At 67.4% G+C, this 21,145-nt stretch carries 18 protein-coding genes; 9 read left to right on the top strand and 9 right to left on the bottom strand.

From position 1 onward, the window contains the following. Positions 1-8: 8 nt before the first annotated feature. Positions 9-1,298, top strand: a complete 1,290-nt coding sequence (locus FBY28_RS12890) for a GAF domain-containing protein (RefSeq protein ID WP_141867329.1) — start codon at positions 9-11, stop codon at positions 1,296-1,298. Here FBY28_RS12890 and ygiD read toward each other — a convergent pair. Further along, on the bottom strand, positions 1,283-2,050 hold the full coding sequence (gene ygiD / locus FBY28_RS12885; RefSeq protein WP_141867327.1) for a 4,5-DOPA-extradiol-dioxygenase: 768 nt from the start codon (positions 2,048-2,050) through the stop codon (positions 1,283-1,285). The genes FBY28_RS12890 and ygiD overlap by 16 nt on opposite strands. Before the next feature lie 126 nt (positions 2,051-2,176). Here ygiD and FBY28_RS12880 point away from each other — a divergent pair, with 126 nt between their 5' ends. Further along, positions 2,177-3,517: an FAD-dependent oxidoreductase gene (locus FBY28_RS12880; RefSeq protein ID WP_141867325.1), complete on the top strand. Its 1,341-nt coding sequence runs from the start codon at positions 2,177-2,179 to the stop codon at positions 3,515-3,517. Between the two features lies 1 nt (position 3,518). Here the strand turns inward: FBY28_RS12880 and FBY28_RS12875 are convergent, their stop codons facing one another. After that, complete coding sequence (locus tag FBY28_RS12875; protein ID WP_141867323.1) at positions 3,519-4,277, bottom strand: alpha/beta hydrolase family protein; 759 nt, start codon at positions 4,275-4,277, stop codon at positions 3,519-3,521. Positions 4,278-4,324: 47 nt separating this feature from the next. Between FBY28_RS12875 and FBY28_RS12870 the strand changes: the two genes are divergently transcribed. Further along, on the top strand, positions 4,325-5,215 hold the full coding sequence (locus tag FBY28_RS12870) for a mycobacterial-type methylenetetrahydrofolate reductase (protein ID WP_141867321.1): 891 nt from the start codon (positions 4,325-4,327) through the stop codon (positions 5,213-5,215). Between the two features lie 10 nt (positions 5,216-5,225). Next, a complete protein-coding gene (gene hrpA / locus FBY28_RS12865) occupies positions 5,226-9,152 on the top strand; it encodes an ATP-dependent RNA helicase HrpA (protein ID WP_141867319.1) in 3,927 nt (1,308 codons plus the stop codon). Between the two features lie 83 nt (positions 9,153-9,235). Here hrpA and FBY28_RS12860 read toward each other — a convergent pair whose 3' ends face one another. Beyond that, on the bottom strand, positions 9,236-9,676 hold the full coding sequence (locus FBY28_RS12860) for a hypothetical protein (RefSeq protein WP_141867317.1): 441 nt from the start codon (positions 9,674-9,676) through the stop codon (positions 9,236-9,238). Between FBY28_RS12860 and FBY28_RS12855 the strand changes: the two genes are divergently transcribed. Next, on the top strand, positions 9,669-9,992 hold the full coding sequence (locus tag FBY28_RS12855) for a hypothetical protein (protein WP_141867315.1): 324 nt from the start codon (positions 9,669-9,671) through the stop codon (positions 9,990-9,992). The two genes, FBY28_RS12860 and FBY28_RS12855, sit on opposite strands and share 8 nt — an antisense overlap. Before the next feature lie 207 nt (positions 9,993-10,199). Here FBY28_RS12855 and FBY28_RS12850 read toward each other — a convergent pair whose 3' ends face one another. From FBY28_RS12850 to FBY28_RS12840, 3 genes are all read right to left on the bottom strand, one after another. Next, positions 10,200-11,579: a hypothetical protein gene (locus FBY28_RS12850; RefSeq protein ID WP_141867314.1), complete on the bottom strand. Its 1,380-nt coding sequence runs from the start codon at positions 11,577-11,579 to the stop codon at positions 10,200-10,202. Positions 11,580-11,943: 364 nt separating this feature from the next. Further along, complete coding sequence (locus FBY28_RS12845; RefSeq protein ID WP_216847655.1) at positions 11,944-12,384, bottom strand: MarR family winged helix-turn-helix transcriptional regulator; 441 nt, start codon at positions 12,382-12,384, stop codon at positions 11,944-11,946. Between the two features lie 458 nt (positions 12,385-12,842). Next, positions 12,843-13,748, bottom strand: coding sequence for a fumarylacetoacetate hydrolase family protein (locus FBY28_RS12840; protein WP_141867310.1), 906 nt, complete (start codon positions 13,746-13,748; stop codon positions 12,843-12,845). Positions 13,749-13,854: 106 nt separating this feature from the next. On the opposite strand from FBY28_RS12840, the gene FBY28_RS12835 reads away from it, so the two are divergent. Genes FBY28_RS12835 through FBY28_RS12825 form a run of 3 tightly spaced genes read left to right on the top strand, consistent with a single transcriptional unit; the run spans position 13,855 to position 16,701 of the window. After that, a complete protein-coding gene (locus FBY28_RS12835; protein ID WP_141867308.1) occupies positions 13,855-14,961 on the top strand; it encodes an FAD-dependent oxidoreductase in 1,107 nt (368 codons plus the stop codon). Positions 14,962-15,004: 43 nt separating this feature from the next. Then, positions 15,005-16,084, top strand: coding sequence for a sensor histidine kinase (locus tag FBY28_RS12830; protein WP_141867306.1), 1,080 nt, complete (start codon positions 15,005-15,007; stop codon positions 16,082-16,084). Then, positions 16,066-16,701 (top strand): response regulator, encoded by a 636-nt coding sequence (locus FBY28_RS12825; protein WP_141867304.1) that lies wholly within the window; start codon positions 16,066-16,068, stop codon positions 16,699-16,701. The genes FBY28_RS12830 and FBY28_RS12825 overlap by 19 nt, the downstream gene beginning before the upstream one ends. Here the strand turns inward: FBY28_RS12825 and FBY28_RS12820 are convergent. The 3 genes from FBY28_RS12820 to FBY28_RS12810 all read right to left on the bottom strand — a co-directional run bounded on the left by FBY28_RS12820 (position 16,686) and on the right by FBY28_RS12810 (position 20,643). Next, positions 16,686-18,173, bottom strand: a complete 1,488-nt coding sequence (locus FBY28_RS12820) for a multicopper oxidase family protein (RefSeq protein ID WP_141867302.1) — start codon at positions 18,171-18,173, stop codon at positions 16,686-16,688. The two genes, FBY28_RS12825 and FBY28_RS12820, sit on opposite strands and share 16 nt — an antisense overlap. Positions 18,174-18,266: 93 nt before the next feature. After that, positions 18,267-19,460, bottom strand: a complete 1,194-nt coding sequence (locus FBY28_RS12815; protein WP_174241618.1) for an acyl-CoA dehydrogenase family protein — start codon at positions 19,458-19,460, stop codon at positions 18,267-18,269. After that, positions 19,453-20,643 carry an acyl-CoA dehydrogenase family protein gene (locus FBY28_RS12810; RefSeq protein WP_141867299.1) on the bottom strand — a complete coding sequence of 397 codons (1,191 nt, stop codon included), beginning with the start codon at positions 20,641-20,643 and terminating at the stop codon, positions 19,453-19,455. Before FBY28_RS12810 ends, FBY28_RS12815 begins: the two co-directional genes overlap by 8 nt. Before the next feature lie 72 nt (positions 20,644-20,715). Between FBY28_RS12810 and FBY28_RS12805 the strand changes: the two genes are divergently transcribed. Continuing rightward, positions 20,716-21,135 carry an SRPBCC family protein gene (locus FBY28_RS12805; protein ID WP_031601225.1) on the top strand — a complete coding sequence of 140 codons (420 nt, stop codon included), beginning with the start codon at positions 20,716-20,718 and terminating at the stop codon, positions 21,133-21,135. Positions 21,136-21,145: the final 10 nt, after the last annotated feature.

Raw genomic sequence — 21,145 nt, 5'->3', positions numbered from 1 at the left:
TCGAACGGGTGGCAGGTGCCTCGAACCCCGAGCCCGCGGTCGCCGTCGGCGACGACCCGCGTCGTTACGCCATGCTGCTATCCGAGGTCTACGACGCGACCATGGCCGGCGGTCGATCACCGGCCAAGCCTCGTCCGGTGATTGCCGAATCATGGAACCGTTTGCTGGACAGCGGGATCGATCCCGAGCGTCACGACCCCCCGGATATCGACCGCAGTGGATTGGATCTGCTGCGCCAGTCCTCGGGGCTGATGACGGTGCTGGAGGACATCACCCGCGGGTTGGAATCGGTGATCGCCGACGGCAGCAACATCCTGGTGGTCGCCGACGCGCGCGGCCGGGTGTTGTGGCGCTCGGGGACACCGCGGGTGCTCGGCAACGCTGACCGGCTGGGGTTCGTGGAGGGGGCGGACTGGGGCGAGTCGGCGGTCGGCACCAACGCCATCGGCACCGCCCTGGTGTCGCGGCGTGCGGTGCAGATCTTCTCCGCCGAGCACTTCCTGCGCAGTCACCACGCGTGGACCTGCGCGGGTGCGCCGATCCGGGATCCGCGCACCGGGCATGTGATCGGCGCTGTCGACGTGTCCGGCCCGGCATCGACGGTGCACCCCACCACGATCGCACTGGTGGACCTGGTGGCGCGGCTGGCCGAATCGCAGCTGCGGGAGGCACACGCCCGGACGCTGGACCGGCTGCGGGCGGTGGCGGCCCCGATGCTGGCCCGGTTGGGCGAGCCGGCGCTGGCCGTCGATCCGGAAGGGTGGGTGGCCGCGGTCGACTCGATGCCGCCGCACAACCGGATCATGTTGCCGCAGAAGGCCGGACCGGGCAGGGCATGGATACCGGCGCTGGGGGCGTGTGAGCTGGAGCCGCTGTCGGGCGGGTGGTTGGTGCGCCCGGTCTCCGATGCGGCCCACGACGAAGGCGCAGCCGCCGCCGAGTTGACGCTGGACCTGCGCCACCAGCCGGTGCTGGAACTGGCCGGGCCGTCCGGGGCGTGGCGGCAGGACATCTCGCCCCGGCACGCGGAGATCCTGCTGGTGCTCGCCGTTCATCGGGCCGGACGTACCGCGCCGGAGCTGGCGGCCGACCTCTACGGTGACCGGAGCCGGGTGGTGACGGTGCGGGCCGAGATGTCACGTCTGCGTAAGCAACTCGTCGGCATCATCGAGGCGCAGCCCTACCGGTTCGGTGACGGCATCGGGGTCCGGGTGCATCGGCCGGCGGACCCCGCGGCGTTGTTGCCGTCCTCGACCGCCCCGGCGGTGCGGCTGGCCAGGGGTCAGTCCGCGACGTAGGACGTCATCGACAGCGAGCCGTAGCTGTATCCGTCCACCAGCACCGATGCCGGTCGGGCGCCCGCGATGCCCGCGAAGTACAGCATCGGGATGAAGTGATCGGGCGTCGGGACCGCGATCGGGTAGTCGGCGTGCTCACGCAACCGGAGTACCTCGGCCGGGTCGGTGGTGAGCAGCTCCCGCGCCGCGGTGTCGAACCGTGTCGCCCAGTCGAATCCGGTATCGGCGAATCCGGAGTCCATCAGGCGCAGGTTGTGCACGATGTTGCCGCTACCGAGCACCAGAACCCCGGCGTCACGCAGCGGCGCCAGGCGCGCCCCGAGATTGAGGTGGTACTCCAGCGGCTGTTCGGCGTTGATCGACAGCTGGACCACGGGGATGTCCGCCTCGGGGAAGGCGTGCACCAGCACCGACCAGGCGCCGTGATCGATACCCCAGCTGTCCTCGTCGGCACCGATCCAGGTGGGTTGCACGATCTCGGAGATCTCGTCGACCAGATTGGGTAAACCCGGTGCGGGGTAACGGATGTCGTAGAGCTCACGGGGGAAGCCGTAGAAATCGTGGATGGTGCGCGGCCAGGACATCGTGGTGACGGCGGTGGCGTTGATGTACCAGTGCGCGCTGATGACGAGGATGGCCCGCGGCCGGGGGACCGACTGCCCGAACGCCCGCCACGAAGCGGTGTATCGGTTGTCGTCGACGGCGTTCATCGGGCTGCCGTGCCCGATGAACGCTGCGGGCATGGCGTTCATGAGTCGACGCTACCGCCGGATGCCCACGGCCGCCCGGGCTGTGTGACCGAGGTCTCGGAGGTAGGCCTTGCGGTACGCGAGTACCAAGTTAGGGTCGCCTTACCCATATCTGGAAGTGAGGTCTCGATGCGGAAGATCCGTGTGGCGGTCATCGGAGCCGGCCCGGCAGGTATCTATGCCTCCGACATTCTGACCAGCGAATACCCGGAGGCCCGGGTCGATCTGTTCGACCGGTTGCCCGCCCCGTACGGGCTGGTCCGCTATGGCGTCGCCCCCGACCATCCGCGCATCAAGGAGATCATCAAGGCGCTGCGCAGGGTGCTCTCTCGTGACGAGATCCGGTTCATCGGCAACGTCCACTACGGCACCGATCTCTCGTTGGCGGACCTGCGCAGCCACTACGACGCCGTCATTTTCTCCACCGGAGCCCGCCACGACCGTCCGCTGGACATCCCTGGTATCGACCTACCGGGCAGTCACGGCGCCGCGGACTTCGTGTCCTGGTACGACGGGCATCCCGACGTGCCACGCGACTGGCCGCTGCAGGCCCGCGAGGTCGCGGTCCTCGGCGCGGGCAATGTGGCCCTCGATATCGCCAGGGTGCTGGCCAAACCGGCCGACGAACAGCTCGGCACGGAGATCCCGGGCAATGTCTACGCCGGGCTTGCGCTCAACCAAGCCACCGACGTCCATGTCTTCGCCCGGCGCGGCCCGGCCCAGATCAAGTTCTCGCCCATGGAGTTCCGTGAGCTCTCGCACTCGCCGAGCGTCGACGTCATCGTGCACCCCGAGGGTTTCGAGATCGACGAGGCGAGCCAGAAGGCCATCAACTCGACCAAGGCGACCAAGCTCGTCGTCGACACCATGATGAAGTACATGGACAGGGAGTCGACCGGCGCCCCGCACCGCATCCACATCCATCTGTGCCAGGCTCCCGTCGCGGTACTGGGCACCGACCGGGTGGAGGGACTGCGCACCGAACGCACCGAACTGATCGGTGACGGCACCGTCCGTGGCACCGGTGACTTCACCGATTGGCCGGTGCAGGCCGTCTACCGTGCGGTGGGGTACATGTCCTCGCATCTGGCCGATCTGCCGTTCGATCACCATGCCGGCGTGATTCCCAACGATGCCGGCCGGGTGCTCGACGCCGACTGGATGGTGGTCGACGCCACCTATGTCACGGGATGGATCAAGCGTGGACCGATCGGGCTCATCGGGCATACGAAATCGGATGCGGCCGAGACGGTTTCCAGCCTGCTTGCCGACCTGCCCGCCATCACCCCGCCGGCGGTCACCGATCCCGACGCCGTGCTGGCGGTCTTGGCCGGTCGCGGTGTGGACTACACCACCTGGGCCGAGTGGGAGCGCCTGGATGCCCACGAGATCGCCCTCGGCGCCCAGCAGGGCCGCGAACGCGTCAAGGTGGTGCCGCGCGAGGACATGATCGCGGCGGGGCGCGCCTGATTCACCCGCCCAGGTAGGCGTCCGCCCAGGCGCCGATGATCCGGCCGGCGCGCTTGGCCTGACCGGGACCGGTCAACAGATGCTCGGAACCCTCAAGGGAGACGAAGCTGCGGGGATGCCGGGCGGTCTGGAAGATATCGCTGGCGTTCTGGATGCCGACGGTGTTGTCGGTCGGGGAGTGCAGGATCAACAGCGGCAGCTTCAGGCCCCGGATCTTGTCGCGCAGATCGGCACGGCGGACATCCTCGACGAAGGCCCGCTTGAGGGTCAGCGTCTTGCCGCCGACCATCCACTGCCCGCTGCCCTCGGCGAACACCTGCTCCAGGCAGGCGTCGTATTGATGCTCGACATGGGTGGGATCGAACGGTGCGCCGACGGTCACCACCGCACGCACCCCCGGGCAGTCCCGTGCGGCGGCGATCGCGGCGGACCCACCCCAGGAGTGGCCCACCAGCAGGTCGGCAGGGGTACCGCGGTCGGCCATGAACCGACAGGCTTCCATCAGATCGTGCACCTTGACGGTGAACGAGCCGTCACCCCAGTCGCCCCGCGAACCGCCCAGTCCGAGTGCGTCGAATCGCAGCATGCCGATGCCGTCGGCGGCCAGTTGTTTGCAGATCCGGGCCGCCGCCGGTGAGTCCTTGCCAAGGGTGAACCCGTGCGAGAACACTCCCCACCCGCGCACCGGTCCCTCGGGCAGGTCGATGATCCCGGCCAGCTCCGGACCCGTCGCGCTGGGGAAGATGCAGCGTTGTGCCATGGGTGGAGGTGTATCACGCGGGCACCGCGCCGTTTAGGGTGGCGGTCGTGCCGCTTCACACCATCGCACTCGAACTCGTCCCACCGAACGTGGAACGGGGTGCGCAGTACGCCGTCGACGAGGCGGCCAAGGTGCGGGCACTGTCCGCCGAATCGGGCGTGTCCCTCGGACACATCATGATCCCCGGGATGATCGACGAGGACGATGACCGTCCCGTCGAGATGAAGCCCAAGATGGATGTGCTGGAGTATTGGTCGCTGATCCAGCCCGAATTGCCGCAGGCGCGCGGACTGTGCACCCAGGTGACGTCCTTCCTCGACGAGAGCGCCCTGCGCGGCCGGCTCACCGAACTGAACGCGGCACACTTCGACGGCATCGCCTTCGTGGGTGTGCCGCGCACCCTCAAGGACGGCGAGGGCGGCGGCGTCGCCCCCACCGATGCGCTGTCGACCTTCGCCTCGCTGGTGCCCAATCGCGGTGTCATCCTCATCCCGACCCGCGAGGGTGAGCAGGGCCGGTTCTCGTTCAAGCTGGACCAGGGCGCGACCTACGGCATGACCCAGCTGCTGTACTCGGATGCCATCGTGGACTTCCTCACCGAGTTCGCCGCGTCCACCGACCACCGCCCCGAGATCCTGCTGTCCTTCGGGTTCGTGCCGCAGCTGGAGTCCAAGGTCGGCCTGATCAACTGGCTGATCCAGGACCCCGGTAATGCGGCCGTGGCCGCCGAGCAGGAGTTCGTGACGCGTATCGCCGGGCTGGACCCGGCCGAGAAGCGACGCGAGATGCTCGATCTGTACAAGCGGGTGATCGACGGCGTCGGCGCCCTCGGTTTCCCGCTCAGCGTGCACTTCGAGGCGGCCTACGGTCCGTCGCGGCCGGCCTTCGAGACCTTCGCCGCGATGCTCGACTACTGGTCGCCGGGCCGCTCCGGCTAGCCTCGTGTGAGTGTCCGACCCCGCCGTCCGTGAGCTGTACGCCCGTCTGGACGGTCTGACCTACCGCGACGCGTCCCGGTTGGGCCGCCGACTCAAGGGCCTGCGCGGTGACCCGCCGGAGCAGTTGCTCGCCCAGTTCGCCGCGGCCGAGGCACTGGTGCACACCCGGGCGTCCGCGGTACCGCAGATCAGCTACCCAGATCTGCCCGTCTCCGACAGCCGCGACGAACTGGCGAAGGCGATCAGCGAGAACCAGGTGGTGGTGGTGGCCGGGGCCACCGGGTCGGGCAAGACGACCCAGTTGCCGAAGATCTGCCTGGAGCTGGGCCGTGGCATCCGCGGCACCATCGGGCACACCCAGCCCCGCCGGCTGGCCGCACGCACGGTGGCCCAGCGCATCGCCGACGAACTGGGCACCCCGCTCGGGTCCACGGTGGGCTACACGGTGCGCTTCACCGATCAGGCCAGCGACGCCACGCTGATCAAGTTGATGACCGACGGCATCCTGCTCGCCGAGATCCAGCGCGACCGCCGGTTGCTGCGGTACGACACCCTGATCCTCGACGAGGCCCATGAGCGCAGCCTCAACATCGACTTCCTGCTCGGCTATCTGCGCGAGCTGTTACCGCGCCGTCCCGACCTGAAGGTCATCGTCACCTCGGCCACCATCGCGCCGGGACGCTTCGCGGAGCACTTCGCGATCGACGGGGTGGCCGCCCCCATCGTCGAGGTGTCCGGGCGGACGTATCCGGTGGAGATCAGGTACCGGCCGCTGGAGGTGCCCGTGGGTGCTTCCGGCGACGCCGACGACCCGGCGGATCCCGACGATCCCGACCACGAGATCGTGCGTACCGAATCCATGGTCGGCACCGCCGACGTGGTGCGGGACCCCACCGAGGCGATCGTGGACGCGGTCCGCGAGCTGGAGGCCGAACCGCCCGGCGATGTGCTGGTGTTCCTGTCCGGAGAACGCGAGATCCGCGATACTGCTGATTCTCTGAAGGATCTGCCCAACACCGAGGTGTTGCCGCTGTACGCCCGGCTGCCGACCGCCGAGCAGCAGAAGGTGTTCACCCCCGGTCGCTCGGGCCGTCGGATCGTGCTGGCCACCAACGTCGCCGAGACCTCGTTGACGGTCCCGGGTATCCGCTACGTGGTCGACCCGGGTACCGCGCGTATCTCCCGCTACAGCCGGCGCACCAAGGTGCAGCGGCTGCCGATCGAGCCGATATCGCAGGCCTCGGCGGATCAGCGGGCGGGCCGGTCCGGCCGTACCGCGCCCGGTGTCTGTATCCGGCTGTATTCGGAGGCCGACTTCGCAGCACGGCCGCGCTATACCGATCCGGAGATCCTGCGCACCAACCTGGCCGCGGTGATCCTGCAGATGGCGGCGCTGAAACTCGGTGACGTGCAGGACTTTCCGTTTCTCGACCCGCCGGACGCGCGCAGCATCCGCGACGGTGTGCAGCTGCTGCAGGAGCTCGGCGCCTTCGACTCCTCGGGCACGCTCACCGAGATCGGCCGCCGGTTGGCGAGGTTGCCGCTGGACCCGCGCATCGGCCGGATGATCCTGGCCGCCGACGACGAGAACTGCGTGCGCGAGGTGTTGGTGATCGCCGCCGCGCTGTCCATTCCCGACCCGCGTGAGCGTCCGGCGGACCGGGAAGAGGCGGCGCGGCAGAAGCATGTCCGCTTCGCCGACGAACACTCGGACTTCGTGTCCTACCTGAACCTGTGGCGGTACCTGCGTGAACAGCGAAAGGAACGGTCCGGCAGTGCATTCCGCCGCATGTGCCGTGACGAGTTCCTGCACTACCTGCGGATCAGGGAATGGCAGGATCTGGCCGGACAGCTGCGCAGCATCGCCGGTGATCTGGGCATCCGCGAGGTGTCCGAGGATGCCGACCCGAGTCGTATCCACGCCGCATTGACCGCCGGATTGTTGTCCCACATCGGATTACGCGAGGGTGACGGTCGTGACTACCAGGGGGCGCGCAACACCAAGTTCGTACTGGCGCCGGGCTCGGTACTGACCCGCAAGCCCCCGCGCTGGATCGTGGTCGCCGACCTGGTCGAGACCAGCCGCCTGTTCGGCCGGACGGCGGCCCGCGTCGACCCCGACGCGATCGAACGGGTTGCCGGGCACCTGGTGGCGCGCACCTACAGCGAACCGCACTGGGACGCCCGCCGTGGCGCGGTGATGGCCTTCGAACGCGTCACCCTGTACGGGTTGCCGTTGGTGCCGCGCAGGTCCGTCGGATACGGCCAGATCGACCCGGAGGTCTCGCGCGAACTGTTCATCCGCCATGCCCTCGTCGAAGGTGACTGGCAGACCCGCCACCACTTCTTCCGGGACAACGCCCGCCTGCGCGCCGAACTCGAGGAGGTCGAGGAACGGGCCCGACGCCGCGACCTGCTGATCGGCGATGACGAGCTGTTCGCCCTCTACGACGCCCGGATACCGCCGGAGGCGGTCTCGGCCAGGCACTTCGACGCCTGGTGGAAAAAGCAGCGGCACAAGACACCGGATCTGCTGACCTTCACCCGAGATGAATTACTGCGCACCGAGCAGTCCGACGAGCATCCCGACACCTGGCGCACGGAGGATCTGGCCCTTCCGCTGACCTATCGCTTCGAGCCGGGTGCGGCGGACGACGGTGTGACGGTGCACATCCCGGTCGAGGTGCTGACCCGCATCGGTGGTGACGGATTCGCCTGGCAGGTGCCCGCACTGCGCGAGGAGCTGGTGACCGCGCTGATCAAGTCGCTGCCCAAGGATCTGCGCCGTAACTTCGTTCCGGCGCCGGACACCGCCCGCGCCATCCTGGACGACCTGCACCCCGAGAACGGGTCTCTGTTGGCCGAGATCGCCAGGGAACTGCGCAGGCGCAGCGGGGTGGTGGTGCCGGTGGAGGCCTTCGACGTGGCCAAGGTGCCCGCGCATCTGCGGGTCACGTTTGCCGTGGAGACCGCCGAGGGTGCGGAGGTGGCCCGTGGCAAAGACCTTGCCGCGCTGCAGAACCGATTGGCGGCACCGGTGCAGCGGGCGGTCGCCCGCGCGGTGGCGGGCTCGTGGGAGCGCACTGGGCTGACCGGTTGGCCCGCCGATCTGGACGAGTTGCCGCGCAGCGTGGAGCAGGTCAGCGGCGGGCACACCGTGCGCGGGTTCCCGGCCTTCGTCGATACCGGGGCCGCCGTGGATGTGAAGGTCTTTGCGCTGGCGGCCGAGCAGGCCGCCGTGATGCGTCCGGGTCTGCGCCGGTTGGTGCGGCTGTCGGTGCCCTCGCCGGTCAAGGCGGTCGAGCGCGGACTGGACATGCGCGCCCGGTTGACGCTGAACACCAGCCCCGACGGCTCTCTGGCCGCCTTGCTCGACGATTGTGCCGATGCCGCAGTGGACGCACTCGCCCGCGAGGTGGTCTGGACACGCCGAGATTTCGAGGCATTGACGGCGCAGGTCGGCAGGTCGTTGGCCGCCACGACGATGGACGTCGCCCGGCGGGTGGACAAGGTGTTGGCCGCCGCGCACGAGGCGCAGGTGGCCATCCCCGATAGGCCCGCCCCTGCCCAGGTCGACGCCGTCGCCGATGTCCGCGCACAACTGAGTCGCCTGCTCCCGAAGGGTTTCGTGACGCTGACCGGTGTGACCAAACTGGCCGACCTGACCCGCTATCTGCTGGCGATCGGCAGGCGGATGGAACGGCTGCCGCACGGACTGGTGGCCGACCGGGAGCGGATGGACCGGGTACACGCCGTCGAGGACGCCTACGACGACCTGCTGCGCAGCCTCTCCCCGGCTCGCGCCGCCGGGCAGGATGTCGCCGATATCGGTTGGCAGATCGAGGAATTGCGCGTGAGTCTGTGGGCTCAGCAGCTGGGGACCCCGCGACCGGTCAGTGAACAGCGGATCTACAAGGCCATCGCGGCGATCCGGTAGCGGGGCCACCCGGTATCGCGCCGAATATTTTAATTGTTGCGCATAGCGCTATTCGCATTCGTGTTAATTCTTGCGCCGAATAGTTAAATTGAATTAACCGATATTGCTATCAAAACGTGTCGAATATGTGCACGGAATTTCAAATTCGGCGGGTTATCTTTTCTGCGTTCCACCGCGGCGTTGCTTTCCGGCCACGCCGTAACCCTCACCGTTTGGGAGAAAGTAATGCGATCGAATACGTCCACGATGCTTCGCGTCGGCGCGGTAACCCCGATGGCGCTCGCGGCCGCCATGTGCTTCGCCGGAGTCGCGAACGCGGCCACGACCGTCAACTGGAGTTGCCAAGGCACGGTCCTGGGTGTTTCCCAGAACTCCAGCATGAACACCTCGGTCGACGGTACCGCGCCGGCATCGGTGACCGCGGGTTCTCCGGTAGCCATCACCCTCACGCCGGGCTCGTCGAGCGTGCCGTCGTCCGCCTCCGGTTTCACGGTGACGAATATCAGCAATCTGAAGATGATCATTCCGGTCCCGGCGAACTCGACATTCGTCTCCACCAGCACATCCGGTGGAACCGTGTCCGGATCGGCGGCCCTGGTGGGGTCCAATGTGGTGCTCACCGTTCCCGGCCCGATCAGCGGTGGCAGCAGCTTCACACCGCCCGCGGTCACGATCAACGTCACGGCCAACGCTCCCGGAACGATCACCAGCAAGTACGCCGGTACCAGCTACTCCAGTCCCGGCATGACCATGACCACCCGCGTGTCACCCGGTATCAACGTTGCGACGTCGTGCTACCCGAATCCGTCGCCGACGCTCACCACCACCAACGTCACCTGATCGCTTGACCGCATAATTCTGCGGCTTTGCATGACGTGAATAGTTGTGCAATGACCCTCGGTCGGAGGAATTCCAGCCGAGGGTCATTGTCGTCCTTTCTCTGCGCAGATCTATTTCGATGAGCTGAAACTCCCGTGCCCGCGGGACCACACAAAGTGGGCCCCGCTCGTTCAGGAGCGGGGCCCACGAGTCGTGACGGCGCGGTCGTTATGCCGCGGCGCCGGAGGACTCACTTGCCGACGACCCGCCGCCGGCCTCAGGGCCGCTGTTGCTGCCCGAGTCGCTGGTTTCCGCGCGATCCTCGCGGCTGCTCGGCCGAGCGGAGTCGGTGGACTCGGTCGGCCTGCTGCTGCGGGCATTTCCGGTGCCGAGGTCGCCATCAGTGCTCTCAGCCGACGGAGACCGCAGATCCTGGTATCCGGATTCGCGCTCGGACTCGGCCTCGGTGTCGGTGGGCTCTGCCGAGAGGGACTCGGTGAGGTCGGGCGCGGTGAGGTCGGGCACGGTCAGGTCGGGTTCGGTGATCTCCGGCTCGGTCAGGTCGGGTTCGGCGGCCTCCGGTTCTGCTGCCAGCGGCTCGGCGGGAGTGGTGCCGTCGATTGCAGGTTGCTCGGCGCCGGGTTCAACGGCGGCGGAGCCTTCGGTGTTCTCAGCGCCCGCAGCGCCCTCGGTGCGCAGGACCACCGTCGTCACGTTCGACTCATCCGCAGGCAATGCCGAGGGTCCCAGGTCTGCCGCCTTGGCCACGAGCGGCGCAGCCATCGCCGCCGCCGGCGGTGCCGCACCGAGCGCCTCGGCGACCGAGTTGAGCGCTCTGATGGCCATGTCGATCAATCCGTCGGGGCTCAGCAACCCGGCGTTGAAGCCGAAGCCGTTGAAGAAGGCGCCGACCATCGCACCGGGTACACCGAATGCGTCGTTGATCGCACCCAGCCAGTCGCCGGTTTGGACGGCGTTGAGAATGGACTGGAGTTGGTCGGCGGTGGCCCCGACGACGGCTGCGGGAATGGAGAGAGTGCCGAAGACGAGCCCAAGAGCGCCCTGCACCCCGGCCTCGACGACATTCGCGAAGTTCTGCGCCATCGTGGAGGGAATTTCCAGCAGATTGATCAGCGGAAAGGCGCTGAAGAGAAAGTATCCCGTGAACGCTCCGTAGAGCGCGGGCAGACCATTGGCGATGTCACCGGCCATGATCTGATCCCAGGCGTTCTGGACGTTCACCGGAAGGCCGCCGGGGTTGTCGAAGCGCAGGTTGTCGATCAACGCGGTCACGGTCGATTGCAGCGCGGTGAACGTCTGCTCGCCATAGCCGATTCCGTTGAGGATCAGCTGGCGCAGGATGGGTGCGGGATTGGCCAGGTAGGTCTGGGCGAGCGCACCGCCATTGGCGATCGCGGTGTTGATGATCTGCAGCCACTGCTCGATCGGGTTGGTCGTCGCGCTGAGCGCTACCGCCGCCGTGGACACCGAACGCGCCAGCGGCTCCGCGATATCGGGCATCGGCTGAATGATCGGGGCGAGCGCTATCGCGCTGGCACCGGCCACCGCAATGCCGATCTTCAGACGTGGTTGTACGGTCGCGCTCATGCATTCTCCTGGTAATTGTCGGGCTGGGTAGCTGGAAGTTACCTGAGAAAATCGGCGGCAAGTAAGGAATGGCAATATCCCGACCGTTATGCGCGCCGGGCAAAAGTACCGAGTGGAAAAAGGCCAGGCTGTGCCGGGTCGAGTGCCTATCAGGCAAATCCTTTATGCGGTTTCCTGTACTCACAGAAATACAACTAAATGCGATTAATTAATTGCTGAAAGTATTTGCACGAAATTCCGCCTTGCGTTGTTTTGGTCACGCCGAAATAGGGGCGCCGTGCGGCGCTCGACCATGGCCACCCCGAGGGCGTGCAGCGCGGGGTGGATCCCGCGGAGTCAGTGTCGTGGTGCCGGTGTGGACGGGTCAGTGCGGGTAGGGGTCCAACTCGCGCAGATGGTCGAGATGCTCTTGCTGGAGTGCGATGGTGCGATTGAGGAACTCGGCGACGAAGGCGATCTCTCGCGCGTCGTAATCGCTGGCCAGCAGCTTTGCCCCACGGTCGAGTAGCGGGTGGAGGAGTTCGGAGATCCGGCGCGCTGCCAGGTCGGTGGCCAGCACGATGACGCGCCGCCGATCGGTGGGATGCAGCGACCGGCTGACATACCCCATCTTCTCCAGGCGGTTGAGCACGATCGTGGTGCCTGCGGCGGTGAGGCCGAGCCTGTCGGCCAGTATTCCCGGGGTCATGGACTTGTCACCGGCCAAGATGATGAGTTCGAGGGCCCGGCGATCCGTCTGGTTCACTCCGAGCACGCGTACCAGTTCGCGTGCCAAGTCGTCGATGGTCCCAAGGAGTGATTCCATGGTCGTCCTCAGGTCCGCGGAGATCCGCGTCAGTTCCGTTGCCATCGGACGAAAAGACCTCCCCCGGTGTGGTCTTGGCTCCATTCTTGCGGACGCCGGTCGCACAGCAGACATCCCGTGGACCGAGCCCTTGTTTTCGATCGTGACGGATTTTGACTATACCGATGTACCGGTGCCTCGAGGGGTGAATATCGGCGCTTTGCTTCCGCTTTGCTCCAGCCATCACCGATATATCCTTGCCAACAACGTATCTCGATGCCATCAGGTGGGATCAGCTGGCGTTCAGCTCGATTGACGCACGTTGCTGTTCGAACCGGTCGGCGAGCCCGCCGGCTGCGCCGTGGTGTGGAACTCTCGGTCCGTACCGATTATCTAACCGCTGCATATAACGAAGAGCAGAAAACTAATTGGAGAAAGGTTTTCTCTCGCCTCGAGCGCACGATTGCCGCCCGGGTGTTCTAGGTGATGAGATGCTCGATCCGGCCCACCCCGTCGAGAGTGAGTGTCAGCGTGTCGCCGGGACGCAACCAGTGACCGGTTTCCATGCCGGAGCCACCGGTCAGGGTCCCGGTGGCGAACAGCTCGCCTGCGTGCAGCTGTTCCGAGCGCGAGGCGTGGGCCAGAACTTCGCCGATCCCGTGCGCCATACCGCCGCTTCGGACGATGCTGACGGTCGCACCGTTGACGACGACCGATCCGGTGAGTGCGTCGATGCGCGGCAGTACCTCATCGGCGGTGACGGCGGTATCTGACATCGAGCTCAGGAAGTGCTTGGACTTCTGGGGGCCGAATCCGCTGTCCATCTCGGAGCGCTGGACATCGCGCGCGCTGAAGTCGTTGACGACGACAAAGGCGCCGACCGCCCGCTCGGCTTCGGCGGGCGTGGCGTCGAGCAGCGGAGCCGACAATACGAACCCGAGCTCCAGCTCGAAGTCGAGCGCGTCGGAGTAACTCGGTGTGGTGACCGGTGTGCTGGTCGGCACAAAGGTCTGAGCATTACCCATGTAATAGATCGGCTGGCGGTAGAACAGCGGCTTGGGACGAAGCTGTGGTGCGGGGCGGCCGGTGACCTTCTCGTATGCCGCCGCGGCACGGTGTAGACCGGGATGAAAGCGGCGGATAAGACCCCGGGCGGCATCGATGTTGTGCTGTTCGTACAGCATGAAGTCGCGGAAGGACAGCGGCTGGAACGGCAGCAGATGTGGGCTGTGCCGAAGGTGCCGGTCGGCCTGCTCGGCCTCCCAATCGGCGTCGAACACCCGCCCGCCCAGCGCGGTGCTGCTCGACGCCGGCCGCCAGTCACCCTCGGGAGCAAGGAATTCGATCTGAAGGCCGGACGGGGTGCGGGTTCGACGCAGCTTCACCTCCGCGATCCTACGGATGGCGCCCCTACCGCCGGGAAGACGATTTCTCACGACCTTTCCGTGGCTTTCGGCCGACAACCGAAGCGGCGGCGGCGAAGATGACGGCATGCAGCGTGTGGTGGTCGCCGGTCTGGGCGACGCGGGAGTGCTGACCGCGATCAAGCTGGCGAAGCACTTCGACGTCGTCGGCGTCTCGTCCAAGCCCGGTGTGGTCAGTGGCCAGGAGCTGGGGATCCGTCTGGCCCGCCCCGACGACTGGGCTCGGCACTATTGGATCGATTTCCACCGATACCGAGCGCTCGACCCGGTACACACGGTGCACGGCACCCTGACCGGGGTCGACCTGGGGGCGCGCACCGTGTCGGTCGATACCGGTACGGCGACCACCATCGAGCCCTATGACGCGCTGGTCATCGCGACCGGGGTGCGCAACGGCTTCTGGCGGCACCCACACCGGCAGTCCAACGATCAGATCGACACCGAGCTGCACGCCGCACATGCGCGCCTCGCTGCGGCGTCGACCATCGCGGTGCTCGGTGGGGGCGCGGCCGCGGTCAGCGCGGCGGCCAATCTGGCCGCAGCACTCCCACGGGCACGCGTCGCGCTCTACTTTCCCGGCGACCGCGCGCTGCCCCAGCATCACGAGCGGGTGTGGCACCGGGTACAGCGCCGACTGCTCGACACCGGCGTCGCGCTGTATCCCCGGCATCGCGCCGTGGTGCCCGAGGGCTTCCAGTGCGACGAGATCACCAGCGGGGCGGTCCAATTCAGTACCGGCCAGTCGGAGGCGTATGCCGATGCCGTGCTGTGGGCGATCGGTCGGGTGCGGCCGAACACCGAATGGCTACCCGGTGAGCTGCTCGACGACGCCGGCTTTGTCGCGGTCACCGATCAGCTCCAGGCTCCCGGGCACCCAGAGATCTTCGCCATCGGTGATGTCGCGGCCAGCGATCCGCTGCGGTCCTCGGCGCGCAATCGTGCCGACGGGCTGGTCGCCCACAATGTCCGGGTCCAGCTCGACCGGCGGGGTGCCCCGCGCCGGTTCCGCCCGGCGGCGCGGCGGTGGGGCTCGGTGCTCGGCGCGCAACCCGACGGTCTGGAGGTGTTCACCCCGACCGGGCGCGCGTTCCGATTCCCGGCCTGGTCGATCGAGCGGGTACTCCAGCCGTGGATCGTCAAGCGGGGTATCTACGGCGGTGTGCGCGACCGCTGAGCGGCTGGGTCCGGATCCTGGACCGAGGCGATAGCCTGATCGCGTGCACCGCCTGCTGCTCCGGAGTGTGCCACTGGTGTTGACGCCGTTGCTGCTGGCGGTGAGCACCTTTCCCGGGGAGTTCCGCGTCTCGTTGTCCTTTTGGATGCTGGCCTGCGTATCGGCGGTGGTCTTCCTCTGCGGTGAGCGCTGGCCGTTGCCGGTATCGCTGATCCTGTCGGTACTTGCGGTGCCGATGTTCGCCGATCAGGCCTGGGGCCTGTCGGGAGTGGTGCCCTATCTCGGTGCGATCGCACTGGCCGACCTGACCGCCCGGGTAGACAGCAACCGGGTCGTGGCGGTGGCGAGTGCGGCCTGGCTGGCCGCGCTGCTGCTCGGTGTGGAGCTCGATGAGCACGCCCAGCGCTGGGGTGCGGCCGATCTGACCACGGTGGCAGCGGCTTTGGGGCTCCCCCTGCTGCTCGGCCTGTATCTGCGCAGCCAACGTCAGATACGGTCGGCCGCCGAATCGCAGGTCCGCGCCCAGGAGCGCACCGCGATGGCGCGCGAACTGCATGACCTCGTCGCGCATCACATGGCATCGATCGTTCTGCGCACCGGAGTCGCCGAACACGTGATCGATGGTGCCGACCCGCGCGTCACCGAGGTACTCGGCGACGTGCACCGCACGGCCGCGGACGCACTGGCCGATATCCGCAGATGGCAGAGCGCGCTGCGCGATCCGGATCTGCACGAGGTTGCCATGGTGGAACCCGAAGCACTGTGGAGTGAGATCGACGCCGCGATCGAACGCACCCGCGCCGCGGGTTTCGCGGTGACCGCCGATATCGAGCGTGACGGCACGGGTCTGGCTGCGATGGCCAGGCTCACGGTGCTGCGAGTGATCCAAGAATCGCTGACCAATGTGATGAAACATGCCGAGCCCGTGGGCCCGGTGACGCTGAGCGTGACACGACGCGATGGTGGCATCGACATCCGAGTGGACAACCTCGGTGGTGACGAATCGGCGGGTGGGCTGGGGATCGTCGGGATGTCGGAGCGGCTGGCACTCATGGGCGGCGATTTCCGCTCCGGTCGCGGTGAGCGGGGATGGGAGGTGCGGGCATGGTTACCCGTGTCGTGATCGCCGACGACCAGCGCCTGGTACGAGCGGGTCTGCGGATGCTCTGCGATTCGACCGAGGACATCGAGGTGGTCGCGGAAGCTTCCGATGGGGCGCAGGCCGTCCGTGCCACCGCTGAACTGATGCCGGACGTCGTGCTGATGGATCTCCGCATGCCAGGGGTGGACGGCATCACCGCGACCGAGCAGATCCGCTCGGCACGGGCCGATTCGAAGATCCTGGTGTTGACGACGTTCGATGATGACGAACACCTGTACCGGGCGCTGGCCGCCGGCGCGTCGGGGTTTCTGGTCAAGGACACCGAACCGAGTGAACTGCTCACCGCGGTGCGACGGGTGGCCGCCGGGGAACTGGTGTTGTCGGCGCATGTGCTGCAACGCTTGGTGCTTCGGGCCGTCGACGCACGCGGCACCGCGGCGGTGGAACCGGTCCCGCTGACCGAACGCGAAGAGGATGTGCTGCCGCTGGTGATCGAGGGCTTGTCCAATCAGGAGATCGCGGCACGCCTGCATCTGGGGGTGACGACGGTCAAGACCCATGTCGCGAACCTGATGACCAAGCTGGGCGCCCAGAATCGGGTACAGCTAGCGGTGTACGGGTATCAGCGCATGGCGTGACCCGCCATCGGGGTCGCCGGCGGACCCGCCGGCTGCTGCCCGGGGCCGAGGACGAGGAATTGTCCCATCATCCCCTGGTCCTCGTGCCAGGCGAGATGGCAGTGGTACATGTACGGCCACGTGGGATCGGTGTAGTCGGTGAAGCGAACGGCGATCCGTATCCGTTGCGCCGGAGCGATGTACACGGTGTCCTTGAAGCCGGCAAGGTGTGCCGGTGGCGCGGCACCGTCGATGTCGATGATCCGGAACTGGGTGTCGTGGACGTGGAAGTTGTGCGGCCAGTTGTCGACATTGCGCACGGTCCAGATCTCGTCGGTATCCACCGTCGCGTGAAAATCGATGCGGTTCATGTCCATCCGATTGCGGTTGATCATGAACCATTGCAGGTCGAACTGCCGCCGCACCGCCGCCGCGTCATCGGGCAGCGCCGGTAACGCGGCCAGCGTCGCGGGTAGTACCGGACTGCGGCCGAGCGTGTCGTCGGCATGGATCGCCAGGACGGTGAACGCATCGTCCACGCCGAAGCGGGCCGCTTCGTCATCGGCCAGTCCGGCCCGGTTCTCGATGGGGAACGACTGCAGCGCAACGGATTCACCGGGCCGGAAAGCAACGACGATCTCGGCGCGTTCCCCTGGGGAGAGCTGGACGCGGGAAGCCTCGACGGGAGCCGTCAACAAACCTCCGTCACCGGCGATGATGTGGAAGCGGCGATCATCGCCGAACCCGAAGTTGTAGAGCCGGCCGCCCGACCCGTTGAGCAGACGCAACCGCACACGCTGCGTGGTCACCGAAAGATGGGCACCGGTAATGCCGTTGGTCAGGATCGTGTCACCGAGAAGTCCGATATCGGTGGGGTCGGACTCGTCCAGCGCTCCCGCAGCGGTGAACCTGCGGTCCTGGACGATCAGCGGGATATCGTCGATACCGTAGTCCCGCGGCAGTCCGTCGACGGCGTCGTCATCGATCAGGAACAGCCCGGCCAGTCCTCGGTAGATGTGCTTCTCGGTCGCACCGTGCGGGTGCGGGTGATACCAGAGCGTCGCCGCGGGTTGTTTTATCTCCCAATGGGGTTCCCAAGAATCACCGGCCGGCACGGTCTGATGCGGACCGCCGTCACACTGCGCGGGAACGTGCATGCCGTGCCAATGCACGGTGGTCGGCTCGGCCAACTCGTTCTGCACGCGCACCGCGACCTGTTCCCCACGGCCCGCGCGCAGTGTCGGACCGAGGATGGACCCGTTGAATCCCCAGGTCGCCGTCCGCACGCCGGGCCGTATCTCGGTGTGCCCGGACATCGCCCGCAACACGAAGGTGCGGGTCCCGTCGACGACGGTGGAATCGGCCTGCGGCGGTATCGGCAGCGGACGGGTCGAGCGCTCGGCGGCGGCGGTGGTGCGCGAGCACCCCATGCTCAGGACGAGCGGGGCCGCGGCGAGACCGAACAGCAATTGTCGGCGGGTTGGTGAGAGCACCCCCTGAGTCTTCGGAATTCGGCATCCGCTGCACTCAGCCGTCCGGTCCGAAAATTCGGCCCACCAGCACCTTGTGTCGGTCGTGAATGTCTGCTAACGCCCGGTCGCGACCCGCGGCGGCTTCGGCTCGGCGGTGTCGAGCACCAGCTCGGCAACCCGATTGCGATGCGCCTCCGCACTTCCCAGCAGGGCGGCATCGGTGGTGGCCCGCTTGAGATAGAGGTGTGCCTGGTGCTCCCAGGTGAAACCGATGCCGCCATGGACCTGAATGGTGTCCGCGGCGATACGACTGAAGGCCGCCGAGGCGACTGCCTGGGCGATGCTGGCCGCCAACGCCGGGTCGTCGGAGCCGTCCCCGATGGCCCATGCCGCGTGATAGGCGGCCGAGCGGGCATGCTCCAGGTCGACCATGCCCTCGGCCAACCGGTGCTTGACCGCCTGGAACGAGCCGATGGGCCTACCGAACTGCAACCGCGACGTCGCGTAGGCCACCGACAGATCGAGCAGATGCTGCGCGGCGCCCACCTGCTCGCCGGCCAGCAGGGCCGAGCCGACCTGCAGGGCATGCGATATCACCCGAGCGGCCTCGTCGGGTCCGGCGAGTAGTCGCGCCGGGGCGTCCTGCAATGCGATATCGGCCTGCGGACGGGTCAGGTCCAGAGTGACCAACGGGGTGCGTGACACACCCTCGGCGTCGGCGTCGACTGCATACAACGACACCCCGCCGCCGCCACGCGCCGCGACGAGCAGCTCGTCGGCGGCGGCACCGTCCACGACGCGTGCGACGGTGCCGGTGAGTCGGTCGGTCCCCGAAACGGTGACGGCGGCCGGATCGAATGCGCCCGCCCGGTCGGGCACCGCGAACGCAGCGGTACGGGCCCCCTCGATCAGGGCGCCCAGCAGCTCGTCACGCGCGGCCCCTGCCGGTGCCGCCACCAGCGCCGGGATCGACAGGTAGACCGTCCCGAACAACGGCCCGGTGGCCAATGCCGCACCCAATTCCTCGACCGCGATGGCCTGGTCGACCAGCGTGCCGCCGAATCCGCCGTCGGATTCGGGCACCGTGAGGCCGAGCACGCCGAGCTCGGCGCCCAGCCGCCGCCAGACCGCGCGGTCGAACCGCGGCTCGCGCTCCATCTGTGCCCGGGCACTGGCCTCACCGAAGTTGTCCGCGGCGAACTTCCTTACCGCGGAACGTAACTGGTTCTGCTCATCGGTGAACACGAATTCACGATCCGTAAACTCCTCAGCCTTCTTGTCGGGCTGATCCGTAAACTCCTCAGCCACGCGGAATCTCCTTCCACGGCATGCCCGCATCAGCGCGCAGATCCCCGGGCAACCCCAGGATTCGTTCGGCCAGGATGTTGCGCATCACTTCCGATGTCCCGCCTTCGATGGTGTTGGCCTTGCTACGCAGGAAACGCTGCTGGACCGGACCCCGCCAGTCACCGTCGTCATCGCGTTCGAGCGCGTAGCTGTGGTACAGGATGCCCTCGGCGCCAAGCAGATCCATGCACCACGTGTAGATGTGCTGGTTGAGCTCGGCGCCCACGAGCTTGCCGATCGACCCCTCCGGGCCGGGGCCGCCGACGCTCGCGGTCGCCCGTGAGCGCTGCGCGGTGAGGCGCTGTGCTTCCGAGCGCAACCACAGTTGGGCCAATCGGTCGCGCAGCACCGGGGTCTGCAGGTCCGGGCGCGCCGCCCACAGCCCGACGGCCTCGGAGATGGTGCCCGCACCACGGCGCGATCCGCTACCGCCCAGCGCGCTGCGCTCGTTCATCAGTGTCGTCATCGCGACACCCCAACCGTTGCCTATCGCCCCGAGCCGGTGGGCATCCGGGATTCGGGCATCGGTGATGTAGACCTCGTTGAACTCGGCCTGCCCGGTGAGCTGTCGCAGCGGACGGGTCTCGACGCCCGGGGCGTGCATGTCCAGAACGAAGTAGGTGAGCCCCTTGTGCTTGGCGACCCCGGGATCGGTGCGGGCCAACAGCAGGCCCCAGCGCGCGCGATGCGCCAGGCTGGTCCACACCTTCTGGCCGTTGATCACCCACTCGTCACCATCGGGCACCGCCGAGGTGGCCAGGCCCGCCAGGTCCGATCCGGCGCCGGGCTCGGAGAACAGCTGGCACCAGATGTCCTCGGTGCTGGCCAGCGGCCGCAGCCAGAACCGCTTGAGTTCCTCGGATTGCGCGTGTTCGCGCACCGTCGGCGCGGCCATCCCGTAGCCCATCGGGTTCAACCCCAGCGGCATCGGCCCGCCGGCACCCTGCAGGACGGCGTCGGCGACGGCCTGCAGTCCCCGGGACACCCCCATGCCGCCCAGGCCCTCGGGGAAATGCACCCACGCCAGACCGGCGTCGTAACAGGCGGCAAGGAACTCCGGGATCGGCACCACCTTCGGGTCGTGCTCCTCGACGACTCGCCTGGCACGTTCGGCGACCCGTTCGGCATCTGCTGTCGCACTCATGCAGCCACCCTAGGCAAGAGTGATCGACGTCACGTATGCGGGTCTACCAACCGGTGGGGCAGGATGGCGTTCATGCATGTGACCGCGCACGCCACCGTCGACACCGATATCCAGAAGGTGTGGGACACCCTGACCGACCACCTGGGCATGGCCGGCTGGGGGCCCGGAATCAGCGTCACCCTGGGACGCCCCGGCGCTCCCGAGCCCAACGGACTCGGGGCCGTGCGCCGGATCAGCACACCCGGACCCGGACCGGATATCGTCGAAGAGGTCACCACCTTCGAGGCACCCCATGTCTTCGGCTACAAGGCGCTGTCGGGCACGCCGTTCCCCGGCTACACCGGCGAGGTCCGGCTGACCCCGTCCGGGACCGGGACGCAGATCGACTACACGATCGGCTCGACCGCCTCGTTCCCTCTCGTCAAGGCGCCGCTCGCGGTGGTCGGCCAAGTGCTGCTGCGCCTGCTGGTGCGCGCCGCGTCGCGCGCCTGACCGCGAGGCC

It is taken from the genome of Arthrobacter sp. SLBN-53, assembly GCF_006715585.1.
Classification (GTDB): domain Bacteria; phylum Actinomycetota; class Actinomycetes; order Mycobacteriales; family Mycobacteriaceae; genus Mycobacterium; species Mycobacterium neoaurum_A.
This window is presented reverse-complemented; position numbering and strand designations above follow the sequence as displayed.